Annotated in this window: 10 protein-coding genes; 3 read left to right on the top strand and 7 right to left on the bottom strand. The window is 73.7% G+C overall.

The genetic code is table 11. The features are described from left to right. Nucleotides 1–175: 175 nt before the first annotated feature. From ACFWWQ_RS02645 to ACFWWQ_RS02615, 7 genes are all read right to left on the bottom strand, one after another. A complete protein-coding gene (locus ACFWWQ_RS02645; protein WP_384588926.1) occupies nucleotides 176–556 on the bottom strand; it encodes a hypothetical protein in 381 nt (126 codons plus the stop codon). A gap of 154 nt (nucleotides 557–710) precedes the next feature. Next, on the bottom strand, nucleotides 711–2,180 hold the full coding sequence (eccB, locus tag ACFWWQ_RS02640) for a type VII secretion protein EccB (protein ID WP_384588923.1): 1,470 nt from the start codon (nucleotides 2,178–2,180) through the stop codon (nucleotides 711–713). A 56-nt stretch (nucleotides 2,181–2,236) separates the two neighbouring features. After that, a complete protein-coding gene (gene eccD / locus ACFWWQ_RS02635; RefSeq protein ID WP_384588921.1) occupies nucleotides 2,237–3,625 on the bottom strand; it encodes a type VII secretion integral membrane protein EccD in 1,389 nt (462 codons plus the stop codon). Nucleotides 3,626–4,225: 600 nt separating this feature from the next. After that, on the bottom strand, nucleotides 4,226–5,569 hold the full coding sequence (locus ACFWWQ_RS02630) for a S8 family serine peptidase (RefSeq protein WP_384588918.1): 1,344 nt from the start codon (nucleotides 5,567–5,569) through the stop codon (nucleotides 4,226–4,228). Nucleotides 5,570–5,808: 239 nt separating this feature from the next. Beyond that, the gene (locus ACFWWQ_RS02625) at nucleotides 5,809–9,102 is read right to left on the bottom strand and encodes a right-handed parallel beta-helix repeat-containing protein (protein WP_384588915.1); all 3,294 of its coding nucleotides are present in this window, start codon (nucleotides 9,100–9,102) and stop codon (nucleotides 5,809–5,811) included. Nucleotides 9,103–9,535: 433 nt separating this feature from the next. After that, complete coding sequence (locus ACFWWQ_RS02620; protein WP_384588912.1) at nucleotides 9,536–11,257, bottom strand: ATP-binding protein; 1,722 nt, start codon at nucleotides 11,255–11,257, stop codon at nucleotides 9,536–9,538. Between the two features lie 19 nt (nucleotides 11,258–11,276). Continuing rightward, complete coding sequence (locus ACFWWQ_RS02615; RefSeq protein WP_384588909.1) at nucleotides 11,277–11,999, bottom strand: response regulator transcription factor; 723 nt, start codon at nucleotides 11,997–11,999, stop codon at nucleotides 11,277–11,279. A 158-nt stretch (nucleotides 12,000–12,157) separates the two neighbouring features. Between ACFWWQ_RS02615 and ACFWWQ_RS02610 the strand changes: the two genes are divergently transcribed. From ACFWWQ_RS02610 to ACFWWQ_RS02600, 3 genes are read left to right on the top strand one after another with little or no spacing between them, the layout of a single operon-like run. Continuing rightward, on the top strand, nucleotides 12,158–13,396 hold the full coding sequence (locus ACFWWQ_RS02610) for an AMP-binding protein (protein WP_384588906.1): 1,239 nt from the start codon (nucleotides 12,158–12,160) through the stop codon (nucleotides 13,394–13,396). A 1-nt stretch (nucleotide 13,397) separates the two neighbouring features. Then, nucleotides 13,398–14,417 (top strand): 2-phospho-L-lactate transferase CofD family protein, encoded by a 1,020-nt coding sequence (locus ACFWWQ_RS02605; RefSeq protein ID WP_384588903.1) that lies wholly within the window; start codon nucleotides 13,398–13,400, stop codon nucleotides 14,415–14,417. Then, entirely contained in the window at nucleotides 14,414–15,280 is an 867-nt protein-coding gene (locus tag ACFWWQ_RS02600; protein ID WP_384588900.1) for a LuxR C-terminal-related transcriptional regulator, read from the top strand. Before ACFWWQ_RS02605 ends, ACFWWQ_RS02600 begins: the two co-directional genes overlap by 4 nt. Nucleotides 15,281–15,297: the final 17 nt, after the last annotated feature.

Below are 15,297 nucleotides of genomic sequence, written 5' to 3'. Positions count from 1 at the left end.
GTGTCGCGGGCGGGGCCCGCCGCGTGGAGCATGGCGGAACGCGGCAGGAGTGCGGGAGAGGGCGCGTCGGGGAACGCTTCGGACGGTGCGTCAGGGGGCGCCCGCGCCGCTCGCTCCGGCCGTCCGGATCGGGGCGGCGCCGGACGAACGGAGCCGAGGTGCAGGCACCCCCGGGTCACGTCTCCGCGTCACCTGCCGCGAGGCGAGGGTCCGCGCGCCGCCCGTCGTCCTGAGCCGCCTCCAGCACGTCCCACGCCTTGGCGAGCTGCTGACTGTCGTTCTCGGCCGCTTCGAAGAGCCGCATGACGTCGTCGCCGTCCTCGCCGGTCTTGGCCGAGACGTCGGACATCAGCGAGACGACCTTCCGCAGCACCTCCGTGGCCGGGTCGGCGATCTTCGTGTACTGGTCGTGGATCTCGTCGTTCGTCCCCGCCCCGTTCTTGTTCAGCGTGGCGATCTGCTCGACGTCGGCGCGCAGGGTGTCGATCTGCGCGGCCAGTTCCGGGTACTCGGCGAAGATCCGCCGGAGATCCCGGGTGGTCCTGATCTCTGTCACGGGTTCCGTCCTCTCTCCGTCACGGGTTCCGTCCTCTCTCCGTCACGGGTTCCGTCCTCGTGGTCGTCGCACCGGCTCGGGGCGGGCGCGGGTCTGCACCGCGACCGCCCCGGGGGGCCCGCCGGGCGGCGCCGCCGTCCCCGGCGCGCCGTGCTCATGTGCCGCTTCCGGCAGGGCAGTTCGCGGACGCGGACGCCGCTGCGGGCACGACGCCGCCCTTGGCGAGACCGGCCGGGTCCAGGCTCGGCCCGGTGGGCAGCAGCTGCACCAGCGGGCCCGGGACGGTTACCGGCCGGGCGTTGTCGTAGCCCAGCTGCTTGGCCGCCGCCGGGGGAAGCGGGTAGACCGTGCCGGAGTCGGTGACGAGGTAGTCGGAGGCCCCGGCACCCGCCGAGGACAGCGCCCGCACCAGTGCGCCGCCGCCCGGCCGCACCCAGACCCGGTCCGACGGCAGGCAGCCCGCCTGGACACCGGGCTGGTCGTTGGGGGCACCGGCCGGGACGTCCTTCGCGTCCAGGACGGCGATGCCGGTCGTCGGGCCCTTGGTGCCGTCGCCCGGGGTGACCTTGGCGCAGACGTCCTGCGTACGGTCCGCCACCGCCAGGCGCGGCGCCGTCGCGGGCAGGCCCTGGGCGAGCGCGTTGCCCAGGCCGGAGGACGCCTGGTGGGCCTGGAGATCGGCGGGGCCGATGCCACGCACCTCGACGGTGGCGCCGTCGTACGCCTCCTTCTGCGTACGGGGGTCGCCGCGCAGCAGGTCGAAGAGGAGCGGTGTCAGCGGCACGAGCCCTTCCTCGCGCAGCAGGTAGCGCTGGCCGCCGGAGCCGGTGAAGAGCTGGCCGACGCGGCTGGGCGCACCGGCCAGCTCAGGGCCGTCGCCGCCGCGGCCCGGCACCGGGGGCGACGCGACGTCGGTGCCCGCGGTCAAGGTGTTGAGGAAGTCGTCCTTGACCGGCAGGGGGTCCTCGTCGGCCCAGCCCAGGGCGGAGTGCGCACCGTGCTCGGTGTCGATGCGGTGCCGCGTGCCGTGCCAGAGGAGCTGCACGCCGCCCGACGGCGCCGTCACGAGGGTCCCGGTGCCGTCATCGAGGGCCTGGCCCGTTTCCGTGCCGCCGACGGCGACGCTCAGCAGCGTCCGTTTCTTGCCGTACGCGTCGGTGGCGCTCCCGGAGCACGCCAGCCAGGCACCGGTGTCCAGGGCGTCGGGTGCGGGGACGGAGTCGGGTGCGCCGACGATGCCGACGGGGGCGCCGTGCGGGGTGCCGCCGAGGGAGGCGGCGCTGACGTGCTGCACGGTCATCCGGGTGCCGGCGATGAGCTTCGCCGACGCCTCATTGAGCACCGGGTGCAGGGCGCCGTTCGCGTAGAGGTAGCGGCTGGTGGAATCGTCGACGAGGACGAGGGTGCCCGGTGTCTTCCACGCGGTGGCACCGCCCGGGGAGACGACCCCGTAGAGGGTGACGCCGATGGCGGCGAGCACCGCGACGACGGCGCCGCCGAGCAGACCGCGCTTGGTGCGGGCGCTGGGCGCGTCCGGGGCGTCGGGTTCGACGCGGAGCATGCCCGCCGAGAGCCGACTCCTCACGAACAGGTGGGCCTGGACCTGGTCCCGCCTGGATTGCATGTCATTTCCCCTTCCCCGGCCGCATGGCGCGGCCGGCGGTCGCCGATGCGGCCGGATCAGCCCTTGATGGCGCGCAGTTGCTGGTAGATGCCGGCGACGAGGATCGTCAGCGGAACGAGGACGACGGCGGTCAGGGTGTGCAGCACATCGCCGATGCGGCCCCAGTACGGCACCAGGCGGCGGCCCGGCACCGTCCAGGCGGCGACGGCGGAGACGGCGCCCGCAGTGAGCAGCGCCGCGGCCAGCATGAGCCGCGCGGGAAGGGCGACGCCCGCCGCGGTGAGGGTGGCGGCCAGGGCGAGTCCGTAGACACCGGGCACCACCATCGCCAGCCGCTGCCACAGGCTGCCGAAGTGGCGGGAGTGCAGCAGCAGAAGCACGCTCAGCACGCAGGCACAGGCCCGGGGCGGCCAGCCGTCCGCGGCCGGGGCGGTGAGGAGGGTCGTCAGGCAGGCGACGGAGACCAGGCCCAGGGCCGCGTAGAGACCGGTCATGTAGCTGTCGGCGAGGACGGCCCGGGAGGCGACCTGCTCGGCGGGGTGCGGGGCGATGCCCTCCTGGAGCTGGTCGGCGTTGGAGGGCAGGACCGGCAGCCGCAGCCCCGACAGCCGGAAGCCGAGGCCGGGCACCAGGCCACCGCAGACCAGGACGCAGAGGACGGCGATACCGGCGGCGTGCGCGAGCGGCAGCCCGGCGACGACTCCGGCACCGCCGACGGCGACGAAGAGGGTGGTGGTCAGCGCGCCGAGGAACAGCGGGGCGCACGCCGCGACCGCCGACAGTGCCAGCACGGAGGCACCGGCCCCGGCCGCGCCCGCCGCCAGCAACCGTGCGCCCAGCAGGACTTCGGGCTCGCCACCGGACGGCACCAGTGCCCCGGCGAGCGTCATGTAGGGCACGGCCATGATGCCGAGCACCGCGCCCGCGGCGGCGTCGCCGACGGCACGGGAGGCGGCACCGGCGCAGACGATGAGCAGCAGCGCCAGACCGGCGCCGATCACGGCACGCAGCACGCCCGTTCCGGGCAGCGCGAGGATGACCAGGCCGACGGCGAGCGCGGTCGCGGCGAAGCCGAGGAGCAGTCGGCGGGTGAGTTCGGGCCGCCAGGAGTCGGAGCGCTTACGCAGCGCCTCGCCCACCCCGTCGACGAGGTCGTCGTAGGCGACCTCGGGCAGCGTCTCGTTGCGCGGGCGGAGGTAGAGGGTCTCGCCGTCGCGCAGTTCCAGGGTGCGCGGGGTGCCCTCGTCGTCCAGCGGGGGCCCGCCCAGACGCTGGACGGCCCAACCCCCCTGCTCCAGGCCCTTTTCGTGGAGGTCGTCGCCCGCGTAGTCGACGAGCACCGGCAGCAGGTCGGCGACGGGCACATCGACGGGGACGCCGATGTCGAAGGCCCTGTCGGAGGATCGGACGGTGAGTCGGCACAGGCCGACAGTGGTGTCGCTCACGGCGGCTCGCTCTCTTCGCCCGGAAAACCCTCCGGGCCGGCACGGATTGAGGGAAGACTATCGCTACTGGTTATCGGTTGAGCGGCTACAGAGGGTACTCCCGGGGGGTGCAAGGAAATTCGCGAGGCCCCGTTCCACCACATGAGGAACTCCACCGGGAGCGGGCTTTTCGTAAAGGTGCGTATGCGAATTCTCCCGCATCGAGGCGAGGTGGAGTACACCCATCCCCTCCGACATCAGGCGCCACAACGCCGTTCACACCGGCCCCACTCACTCCCGCACCATCCCCCTCACCCCCGGAGCGACACTCCTCCACCTCTTTGCTCAAGCACACAGAGACCCCTTTCCTTCCGCTCCCCCAGCCCCACTGACATCGAAAGGGGAAACCTTTCCTGCGCCGCACGGGAAGACGGGTGAGAAAAGCCGCTGTGCACCACCCCCAGATGGAGGGTTTGGGGTGGCGAATTCTCGGCACGAAGGGGCAAGAAATGGCGTGAAGAGAGGGCGGGGAATAGACATGCTGCAGAAAAGCGCCCCCACGGGAGATGCCGCGGGGGCGGGCAGGGCCGGGGACCGTACCCGGTGTCCGGGCCATGGCGGTCAGGCACCTGCGGAGGCCAGGCCCGTGTCACCTGCGGAGGCCGGGCCCGTGTCGCCGGTGGTGGCGTCCGGAGCGGGGGCCGACAGCCTGCCAGGGCGCCAGCCGCGCCGCTGCCCGCGCGGAACGGCGGCGGCGGCGAGGCCCAGCAGCGCGATCAGCCCCGCCGACACCCCGGCGATCGTCCAGGCGCGGTGCTCGGCGTCGCGCGAGGGCGGTGCGGGCAGCCGCAGCGCCATGGCGGGATCGGCGCCGTCGTCGCGGCCCGCGCCGAGGCTGGCGGTGACCGCCGAGCCGGGGTCCACGGTGCCCGAGCCGACCAGGGAGACCGCGCCCTGGTAGTGGTACGCCGTCCGCTGCAGCCGCGACAGGACCTGTGGCGCCGTCAGATCCGGCCGGTAGGACCGGACCAGCGCAGCGGCACCCGCCACGACGGCCGAGGCGTAGTCGGCTCCGCTGCCGGTGAAGTGGCCCCCGCCGCGCGGCCCGACGCTCACGACGTTGTCGCCAGGGGCCGCGAGGTCCGGCGCGGTACGCGGCGGCTGTTGCTGGTCGGGCAGGCCGTCGGGCGGGGCGAGGGCGGCCACGGCCACCACGCCGGGCAGCTGTGCCGGGTAGGCGGCGGGCGCCGCCTTGCCGCTGTCGAGCTGCTGGTTCCCGTAGGCCGGGGCGACGATCAGGACGTCCTTGGCGCGGGCCGCCTGCACCGACGCCGTCAGCTCGGCGCTGCCGGACGCCAGCGCCACCGGCACCTCGATCACCTGCGCGCCGCCCGCGACGGCGGCGTCGATCCCGGCGGCGAGGTGGTCGGGGGTGGTGGTGCCGTTGTCGGCGGTCGCGCGGACGGACAGGATGTGCGTACTGGGTGCGATCCCGGCGAAGCCCGCGTCGTCCGGTTTCGCGGCGGCGATCAGCCCCGCGACGAACGTGCCGTGGCCGACGCAGTCCTTGCCGGCCGAACCGCCTCCGGCGACATCGGGACCGGCCTCGACCCGGCCGGCCAGCGCGGGCGTGCCGTGCGCGTCGACGCCGGTGTCGATGACGGCGACGGTCGCGCCGTCGCCCTCGGTCAGGTCCCAGGCCAGTTCGGGGCGGAGCACGTTCTGCGCCCATGGACGCCCCGAGATCTTCTTGGCGGAGGGCTTGGTGCAGGAGCTGCCCTCCAGTCCCCGGGGGATGGGCGGCAGCGAGACGTCTCCGGGCCCGTCGGCCGCAGCCGGGGCGGCGGCTGCGGCCAGCAGGCCGAAGGCGGCGAGGAGCGTCAGGGCCCGTCGCCCGCCCGTGAGCCGGGGGCGGATGCCCCCGCGGGCGGTGAACCGGGCAGTGCTCTCGCGGCAGTTGTCCACCAGCGGTGTTCCCTACGTAGTCGTCACCCGTCGCCGCGCATCCCTGCGCGAGGCGCGCGGTCGTGACCGTGGGCGGGACGCGGTCCCCGTCCGCCACGGACCCCCATTCACCCAGTTCCGGGCCGCCCGCCACCACCTACAAGTGGGGGGTATGGAGCGGCGATTTCCGGTCGGGGTGTCCGGTGCCCGCCCGCGGTGGACGGCGGGCGGGCACCGGAGGTGACAGCGAACCCGGCGGTTCAGAGATGGGCACTCGCCAAATCCTCCGGCAGCAGTCGCCGCAGCTCCTCCACCCCCGCCTCCGGCATCCGGCTCAGCCGGCCCGCCTGCCGGGTGACCATCGCCTCCATCACCTTGCGGGCGTAGCGGGCGTTGCCGAAGTCCTCGCCGCGTTCGACCAGCTCGAAGTGGCGGCGCAGGCCCTCCACCGTTTCGGGGACGCATGCGTAGCCGTCCCGTTCGCAGGTGCCGAGGACGATGGAGAGGAGTTCGTCGGTGGTGTAGTCCTCGAAGTGGACGGTACGGGAGAAGCGGGACGCCAGGCCCGGGTTGGAGGCGAGGAAGCGCTCCATCTCGCCGGAGTATCCGGCGGCGACCACCGCGACGTCACCGCGGTGGTCCTCCATCAGCTTGACGAGGGTGTCCACCGCCTCCTGCCCGAAGTCGTTGGAGGCGCCGCCGGACGGGGTGAGGGTGTACGCCTCGTCGATGAAGAGGACGCCGCCGCGGGCCCGGGAGAAGACGTCGCGGGTCAGTTGTGCGGTGTGGCCCACGTACCGGCCGACGAGGTCGGCGCGGGCCACCTCCACGAGCTGGCCGCGTGGCAACACGCCGAGGGAGCCGAGGAGTTCACCGTAGAGCCGGGCGACGGTGGTCTTTCCCGTGCCGGGCGGTCCGGCGAAGATCAGGTGGTGGCCGACGGACGTGGCGGGCAGTCCGGCCGCCTGCCTCCGGCGCGCCGTGCCGAGGAGGTTGACCAGGTCCTCGACCTCGTTCTTGACCGCTTCCAGGCCGGTCATGGCGCGCAGCCGTCCCAGCACGTCGTCCAGTGCCTCGTTGTCGTGCTGGACGGTGCCCGCGCCGACCGCGGCGGCCGCCTGCTTGCCGACGTCGGACGGGACGAAGGTCGTCAGATCGTCCTGGGACACCTCGGCCATCTCCGCGAGCCGGAACGCCTGCCGGTCCACCATCTCCTCGAACACCTTGCGGGCGGCGCGCGCATTGCCGAACGACTCGTCCTTGTGCATCCGCTCGAAGTGCACCGCGAGCGCCTTCTCCGTCTCCTCCGCGAGGGTGTAGCGGTGCGCCTCGCACTGGTTGCGCACGATGGTGACCAGCTCGGGGACGGTGTAGTTCTCGAACTCGATGGTGCGGCTGAAGCGCGAGCCCAGGCCCGGGTTGGAGTCGAGGAAGTTGCTCATCTGGGAGGTGTATCCGGCGGCGATGACCACCACGTCGTCGCGGTGGTCCTCCATCAGCTTGACGAGGGTGTCGACGGCCTCCTGGCCGAAGTTGGCGCCGCTGCCCTCCTGGGCGGTGAGGGTGTACGCCTCGTCGATGAAGAGGACGCCGCCCATCGCCTTCTCGAAGACCTCGGTGGTCTTCAGCGCCGTACCGCCGACGATCTTGGCGACCAGGTCGGCGCGGGAGACCTCCACCAGATGGCCGGAGCGCAGCACGCCGAGCGCGGCGAGGATCGAGCCGTAGAGCCGGGCGACGGTGGTCTTGCCGGTGCCGGGCGGGCCCGCGAAGACCACATGGCGGGAGTTGTTCGGCACCGGCAGCCCGGCCTCGCGGCGGCGGCGGGCCAGCCGGTTGAGGTTGACGAGCATGGTGACCTGCTCCTTGACGCCCTGGAGGCCGACCAGTGCGTCGAGCTTGGCCAGCGGCCCCCGGGTGTCGGCGCCGCCGCCCGGGCCCGCGGCCGCCACGGCCGCGCCCCAGATGTCCGGGTCGGCGTTGTCGCCGCTGGTCAGGTCCTCGACGCTGATCTCGCCGTCGGGTGAGGTCTGGCGGACGCCCGCGCCGCCGTTGCCGGTGGCGGTGCAGCCGGTCACCCGGACCCGCTTGTCGGTCTCGACGCGGGCGCCGTCCCCGGCGTTGTCGGTGAGGCGGCAGCCGTTGAGCGCGCCGCGCGCCTTCGGGCCGACCCGTACGCCGTTGGCCTTGGCGTCGTGCACCCAGGTGCGGACGGCGGTCAGTTCGGCCTCCTCCTCCAGGGCGACGCCGTCCTCCCCGGCGGCGGCGATCTCGCAGTCGAGAAGGGTGGCGGAGGCCCGCGGCCCGACGAGGACACCGGCGCGTTTGGCGCCGCGTACGGCGGTGGCCTGGAGGGTGGGCCGGGCGCCCTCGGCGAGGGAGACGCCGCACCGGCCCGCGCCGGTCAGCTCGCCGTCCTCGATCTGGGCACGGCCGGTGGACCGCACCTCCAGGGCATGGCCCTCCGGGTCGGTGACGGTCACCCGGCGCAGCACCGGCGCGGCCTGTCCGTCGATGAGGATGCCGGTGCCCTTCGCGGCGGTGATCTCGGCGCGGTCCACGCGGGCCGCGCCGTCCCCGGCGAGCAACAGGCTCTCCGCCGCGCAGCCGCGGAGCGTGAGACCGGTGAGGACCGGCGCGGCGGACTCCTCGGCCACCACGCCGGAGCCCGCGGCGTCCTCGACGGCGCAGTCGGTGAAGGTGCCGCGGGCGTGCCCGGTGACGACGATGCCGTGGCCGTCGCTGCGCTCGACGCGTACGCCGCGCAGAACGGGGTCGGTGTCGCCGCCGAGCGTCACGCCGTGGCTGGAGGTGCCGCTGACCGTGCACTCCTCGACCGTGGCCTGGGAGGTGGTGGACAGATGCAGGCCGATGACGGTGTCGCGCAGGTGGCACCGGGCGATGCGGGTGGCACTGTCCTCCTCCAGCGCGACGGCCGGTTTGCCGGTGGTGATCAGGGTGCAGTCCTCGACGGTGCCGCGGGCCCGGCCGTTGGCGAGGACGCCGTTGCCGCGGGCGTCGCGCACGGTGCAGCCCCGCACGACCGGGTCGGCGTCCTCGCCGATCACCACGCCGGAGCTGCCGAGGCGTTCGAGGAGGCAGTTCTCGATGATGCTGGGGGCGCGGGAGATGTCGACGATCCCGGCGCCCGCCTGGTTGACGACATGGCAGTTGCGCATCGCCAGGGAGCCCTCCTCGCGGGAGAGCAGCGCCGTCCAGGACGCGCCGGTGATCTCGCAGTCGTCCAGGGCGGCCTGACCGCGCGGCACATCGACGACCGGCAGTTCCGTGTCGTCGCTGCGCAGCCGCAGTCCGGAGAGTTTGACGGCCTCGGCCAGCACCTGGACGGCGCTGCCGGTGCGGGGCGCGATGTCGACGGCCGCCCCGGCCTCGTGGGCGACGAGCGTGACCATCTTGGTCACCACGAGATTCTCCTCGTAGCGCCCGGCCCGCACACTGATGACGGCGCCGCTGCGGGCCGCCTGGATGGCTTCTGCGATGGTGCGGTGTCCGTCGACCCCGTCCGGGTCCACGATCAGCAGGTGGCGGGCCAACGCCGCTCCCCCTTCGTCTGGATCGGGTCGGCGACCGTACCGGTCGTGCACCGGGGCGGGTCGGCTCCCTGATTCGGTGTGATGTGTTCGGGCCGTCCGCGCCCGGGGCCGGGGAGGCCGGGCGGCGCGTCGGCCGGTGGCGGCGGAGGGCTCCGGAGCGGCGCCGGGTGCGGCGTACCGTCCGGGCTCCGCCGTGCTGACGAAACCCCGGCACGGCACACCCCAAGGGTGCGGCCGTGGGCCGGTGTTGTTCCCTGATGAGACTGCGGCAGCGGGCCCGCCCGGCCCCGGCGCGCCGGGGGCTGCCCCGACGGCCTGTGCAGCGGGCGCACCGGGTGCGCCGCGCTGCTGCCGCCGCGAAGTGTACGCGCAATTCCCTTACGGGGAACGGGCGCTGAGCGCCGTACGCAGGGAATTGACCCGTTCCGTCCCGTCATACGTCCCGGGGTGCGGAACGGCCCCCGGGTGGCCGGGACGCGGTGTCGCCGGGGGTCGGCAGGGTGACGCGGGCCACGGTGCCGGGGACCGGTCCCCCGCTCTCGATGGCGAGTTCGCCGCCCATGCCGTCGACCAGTCCCTTGGTGACGTGCAGACCGAGGCCCGAGCCCGGGTTCTTCCCGCGTTCCGCGCCCAGCCGGTCGAACGGGACGAACAGCCGGTGCTGGAGATGGCGGGGGATGCCGGGGCCGTCGTCGGTGACGACCAGGGAGAGCCGGTCGCCGTCGGCCCGGGCGGTGCCCAGGACGACGCGGCCGCCGGGGTGGTTGTACTTGATGGCGTTGGTGGCGAGGTTCAACAGGACCTGCCGCAGTCGCCGTTCGTCGCCTATGACGGCCGGTGCGCCCTCCGGCAGCTCGGCGTCGAACGTCACCGACGCCTCGTCCGCCGCGGTGGCCAGCAGCCCGTGCACATCGGCGAGGAGCGGTCCGACCGGCACCGGCTCGGCCCGCAGCCGCAGCGCGCGGGCCTCGATGGCGGCGACGTCGCTGAGGTCGTCGACGAGATCCACGAGGTGCCTGGCGGCGGAGCTCATCCGCTCCAGCGCCTCCGCGCTGCGCTCCGGAGTGAGATTGCCGGAGCGCAGCATCTCCCCGAAGCCGACCACGGCGTGCAGCGGGGTGCGGATCTCGTGCCCCAGCGCGGTCATGAACTGCGACTTGGTGCGGCTGTTCTCCTCCGCGTGGCGCTGCGCGATCTCCGCCTCGGCGCGCGCCCGCCGCTCCTCCTCGGCGGCCTTGCGGTCGGTCTCGTCGACGAGGTTGACGCACCAGGAGGCGATGTTGCCGTAGGCGTCGCGGACACCGGAGTACGTCGTCGAGGTGACGATCGGCTCGTCGTCGAGGCGGCGGAAGCGGAGTTCGAAGCGGTGCCGGTCGTCGGTCTCGGCGGCGACGCCGTGCAGCAGGGAGGCACGGTCCTCGGCCTCCACCAGATCCTGGAAGTAGCGTCCGACCAGGTCGGACGCCTCCCTGCGCAGCAGGGCGCACAGGGCGCGGTTGACCCGCAGCACCCGCCCGTCGAGGCCGAGCAGCGCCATCCCGGCGGCGTTGTCGTCGAAGGCGCGGCGGAAGCGTTCCTCACTCTGCGCCAGGCTGCCGAAGAGCCGGTCGTGGTCGATGGCGACGGCGGCGAGGTGGGTGAAGCGTTCGACGAGATGGCGTTCGTACTCGGTGGGGGTGTGCGGGGTGTCGTGGTAGACCGCGAACGTGCCGAGCACCTGGCCGTCCTTGCCGGGTATGGGCGTCGACCAGCAGGCCCGGACCCCGGCGACGGCGGCGGCCGGACGGAAGTCGTCCCACAGGGCACTGCGGTGGATGTCGGGTACCACGACGGGCACCGCGGTGTACGCGGCGGTGCCGCACGAGCCCGCGCTGGGGCCGGTGTCCATGCCGTCGATCAGCTCGATGTACTCCTGCGGCATGCTGGGGGCCGCGCCGTGGTGCAGCCGCCCGGAACGCTCGTCGAGGAGCAGCACCGAACACTTCGTGCCGGGCAGCAGGTCCTCCAGGGCGCCGGTGACGGCGTCCAGGACGGGCCGCAGCGGTGCGCCCTCCGCCATCATCTCCAGCACCTGGGCGTGGTGGACGAGCAGCTGCGGCATGGCCTCGGCGCCCGGGCCCGCCCCGAGGGAGGCGCGCCGGTCGAATTCGCGCAACGTGACACCTTCTCGGTTTTCAGGGCTCGAAGCGGTAGCCGACACCACGGACCGTGCGCAGCCAGTGCGGGCGGTCCGGGTCGCGTTCCAGCTTGCGTCGCAGCCGGTGGACATGCTGGGTCACCGTGGCCGGCTCCTGCCAGTCGCTGGAGGACTGCCAGACGTGTTCGAGGAGTTGGTCGCGGGTGTAGACGTGGCGGGGCGAAGCGGCGAGGAAGGCCAGCAGGTCGAACTCGCGGGCGGTCAGCTCCACCGCGTCGCCACGCACCGTGACCGTCCGCGTCACCCGGTCGATGACCAGGCCCCTGCGGGCGCGCGACGGTTCGGCGACCGGTTTCTGGACGGGCGCGGTCTCGGCCCGGCGGCTGCGGCGCAGCACCGAGCGGACCCGCGCGGCGAGTTCGGCCGGGGAGAAGGGTTTGACGACGTAGTCGTCGGCGCCGAGGTCGAGGCCGATGATGCGGTCCGTCTCGCCGGACCTGCCGGAGACGACGATCACCGGGAGGTCGGCGGAGCAGCGCCGGATGTGGGTGAGGACGTCCAGGCCCGCGACGAGCGGGAGGGTGAGGTCGAGGAGGACGACGTCGGGCCGTCCCTCCGCGACGGCGTCGAGCGCCGCCTGGCCGTCGGCGGCCGTCAGCACCTCGAAGCCCTCGGATTCCAGTTGCCATCTGGCCAGCGTCCGGACATCCTCGTCGTCGTCCACCACCAGGACGTGAGCATGCGTGCCAGTGCTCGGCAAAGCGCCTCCCCGCATCGATCGAACCGCACTGCGCGGGGTGTCGATCATCTCATTGTTCACCCCTTCGCGTCACCACGCGATCACCTTGAGCGAGCAGTTAAGCAATATTTGATGAACCGTTGCGGTCCAAGTGAGGTGGCCGCACAAGAGTCACTGCCGTGAGTACGAGAACCGCGGATACCGTCGCAGCCGCACTGGCCCAGGGAGCCGCCCGCCACGGCGCCGAGACCTTCCTCGTCGCCGAGACCCCGGAGGGCGGTCAACTGTCGGTCAGCTGGGCCGAGATGGACGCACGGGCGACCCGGACGGCGCGGCTGCTGCGCTCGCTCGGGCTGCGGATCGGCGACCGGCTCAACGCGCACACGGCCAACTGCCCGGAGTTCTACGACCTGTGGTTCGGCGCGGCGCGGATGGGTGCCGTACTCGTCCCGAGCGATCCGCTGCACACCCCGGACGAGCTGGGGTATCTGCTCGCCCGCTCCCGCTGCCATGTCACCGTCGCCCAGGCTTCTTTGCGGGACACCACCGCACGCGCCTGCGTCCAGGCGCCGGACAGCCGCCATCTGCTGGTCATCGGCGGGGACGGGCACGACGCGTTCCACACCGCGCGCGACGCGCAGTCGGACGCGCCGTGGGACCCGGAGCGGGACGGCGCGGGCCCCGGTCCGCACGACCTCCTCGGGGTGCTGCACGCCGCGTCGGGCCCGGGTCCCGCCGAGGAGGTGCGGCTCAGCCACGCCGCGTATCTGGGCGCCGGGCGGAACATCGCCGGCCGGCTGCGGATGCGGCCCGACGACCGTCAGCTGATCGTGCTGCCGCTGTTCCGCGGCAACTCCCAGCAGTACGCGTCGATGTCGGCGCTGGTCAGCGGCGGTTCGATCGCGCTCACGCCGAGCTTCACCGCCGCGCGCTGGGCCGGTCAGGCCGCCACGCTGCGGGCGACGCTCGCCGGGCTGCTGCCCGCGCCGCTGTGCATGCTGCTGGCGCGGGAGGAGAGCGTTTGGGACACCGCGCACGGTCTGCGGGCGGTGATCGCCACGCAGAAGGTGTCCGAGGAGCGGACCACCTCGTTCGAGAAGCGGTTCCAGGTCTCCCTGCTCCAGCTGTACGGAATGCAGGAGACCGTCGCCCCGGTGCTGGCGTCCGCGCAGGCCAGACGCCGTAAGCGGGAGCGCGGCGCCCCCACGCGGCGGGGGCTGGGCGGCCGCACCGGTCCGGACGGGGCCCGGCGAGCCGGTGCCCGGTTAGGGCACGTCCGGGTGGGCCGCCCTCCGGCAGTGGGCGGGCTACCGGGAAGATCATGTGAGATCCGGTCGGCGGACTCCCGCGCCGACCTGCTGTCGTCCCTGAGTGCCGCCGGCTGCCGGCGGCCGAATGAGCGCGCTGAGGCGGAGTGACATGGTCAACGTTGTGGGTATCGGCGGCGGCATCGGTGCATCGCGCCTGTGGCTCACCCTGAACGAGGCACTGGACGAGGCGACACCGGGGCTGCCCTCCCCCCTGACCCTGGTGGTCAACACCGGGGACGATCTCTGGGCACACGGCGTGCGGGTCTGTCCGGACCTCGACACCACGCTGTACGCGCTCAGCGGCCGCCAGGACGTGGAACGCGGCTGGGGCACCAGGGGCGAGACCTGGCGGTGCATGGAGACCCTGCGCGAGCTCGGCAACGACGTGTGGTTCAACCTCGGCGACACCGATCTCGCCACCCATCTGCTGCGGACCTCGTGGCTGCGCGACGGCGTGGGCCTGGCCGAGGTGACGCGGCGGCTGGCGGCGGGCATGGGCCTGCGCTGCCGGGTGCTGCCCGCCACCGAACAGCCCGTCGGCACCCAGCTGTTGTGCACCGACGGCGAGCGCCGCAGCTACCAGGAGTTCCTGGTCCGGGACGCCGCCGCGCCGCGAGTGCACGAGGTGACGTACGCGGGCATCTCCGCGTCCCGCCCGGCGCCCGGTGTGCTGGACGCGCTGGCCGCCGCCGACCTGGTCGTCCTGGGCCCGAGCAACCCGGTGGCGAGCCTCGGCCCGGTGCTGGCGGTGCCGGGGATGCGGGAGGCGCTGCGGGACGTGCGCTGTCCGGTGGTGGCGGTCACCCCCACCGTCAGCCGGGTGCCGTTCGAGGATCCGGGCGAAGCGCGACGGGCGGACAGCAGGCAACGCCTCATGGAGTCCCGGGGCATGACCGCCACCGCCACCGGCGCGGCGGAACTGATCCGCGACGTGTGCGACGTCTTCGTCCTGGACACCGCCGACGCCCAGGAGGCGGACGCGATCCGGGCGCTCGGCCCCGAGGTGCTGGTCACCCCGACGCTGGCGCACGGCGGCCGGGTCCCGAGGTCGCTGGCCGACGCCGTGCTCGACACGGTGAACGCCGGCCGCCCCGTCCGCGGCGCTGCGATCGGGGGCGTGCGGCGATGACCCTCGTCAGCCCGGAGAACCCGGCGGCCACGCGGCGACAGCGGCCCGACGGACGGCCGCGCGGTGAGCGGGAGCGGCCGCTGCCCACGCCGCCGCCGCGGCCGCGGGTGCGGGCCACCGGTGACCTCCAGGTCGGCCTGCAGGGCGGCGGCACCGCGGTCGGCACGTCGTTCACCTTCAGCGGTCTGTCGCACGGCGGCGAGCATGTGGCGCTCGGCTTCGGCGCGGTACCGGCGGGCGGCCGGGTGCCGCTGGTCGGCGTGCACAGCGAATGCCTCAGCGGGCAGGTGCTGGGCGCGCTGCACTGCGACTGCGCGGCCCGCCTCCAGCAGACCATCCGTGCCGTGCACGACGCCGGCGGTGTCCTGCTCTATCTGCGGCAGACCGGCCGGGACTTCGGTGCCGTCGGCGCCCTCGACACCTGTGCCCGGCGGCAGTCGTCGGTGGCCGCCCCGCAGTACCGCGCGGAGCGGGAGAACGGCAGCCGGGTCGTCGCCGAGATGCTGATCGCGCTCGGCCTCTCCCGGATCGCGTTGCTGACCTGCCATCCGGACTGGGCGGCGCCGGTCGCCCGGTACGGCATAGTCGTCGAACGGGTGACGCCCGCCACGGCCGCCCCCCGCCCCGCCGAGGCTCCGGCCCGGCAGCCCGCCGCGTCCGCCGGGGAGGGTTTCCTCACCCCCCGCGAACACGAGGTGCTGCGCCGGGTCGCGCTCGGCCAGAGCAATCCGGAGATCGCCACCGCCATGTACATCTCCCGCAACACCGTCAAGAGCTATCTGCAGAACGTGCTGCAGAAGCTGAACGCCCGCAACCGCGTGGAGGCCATCGCCCGCGCCCGTGAGCTGGGAATCCCGCTGTGAACACGGCCTCCGCGCCC

The organism is Streptomyces sp. NPDC059080, assembly GCF_042739975.1.
GTDB lineage: Bacteria > Actinomycetota > Actinomycetes > Streptomycetales > Streptomycetaceae > Streptomyces > Streptomyces benahoarensis.
Note: the sequence above shows the minus strand (reverse complement) of the source record. Positions and strands in the feature narration are given on the sequence as shown.

Excerpts from the sequence above, each read along its gene's own strand:
- eccB (WP_384588923.1), bottom strand. The coding sequence starts at position 2,180 with ATGCAATCCAGGCGGGACCAGGTCCAGGCCCACCTGTTCGTGAGGAGT.
- ACFWWQ_RS02605 (WP_384588903.1), top strand. The coding sequence starts at position 13,398 with ATGGTCAACGTTGTGGGTATCGGCGGCGGCATCGGTGCATCGCGCCTG.
- ACFWWQ_RS02600 (WP_384588900.1), top strand. The coding sequence starts at position 14,414 with ATGACCCTCGTCAGCCCGGAGAACCCGGCGGCCACGCGGCGACAGCGG.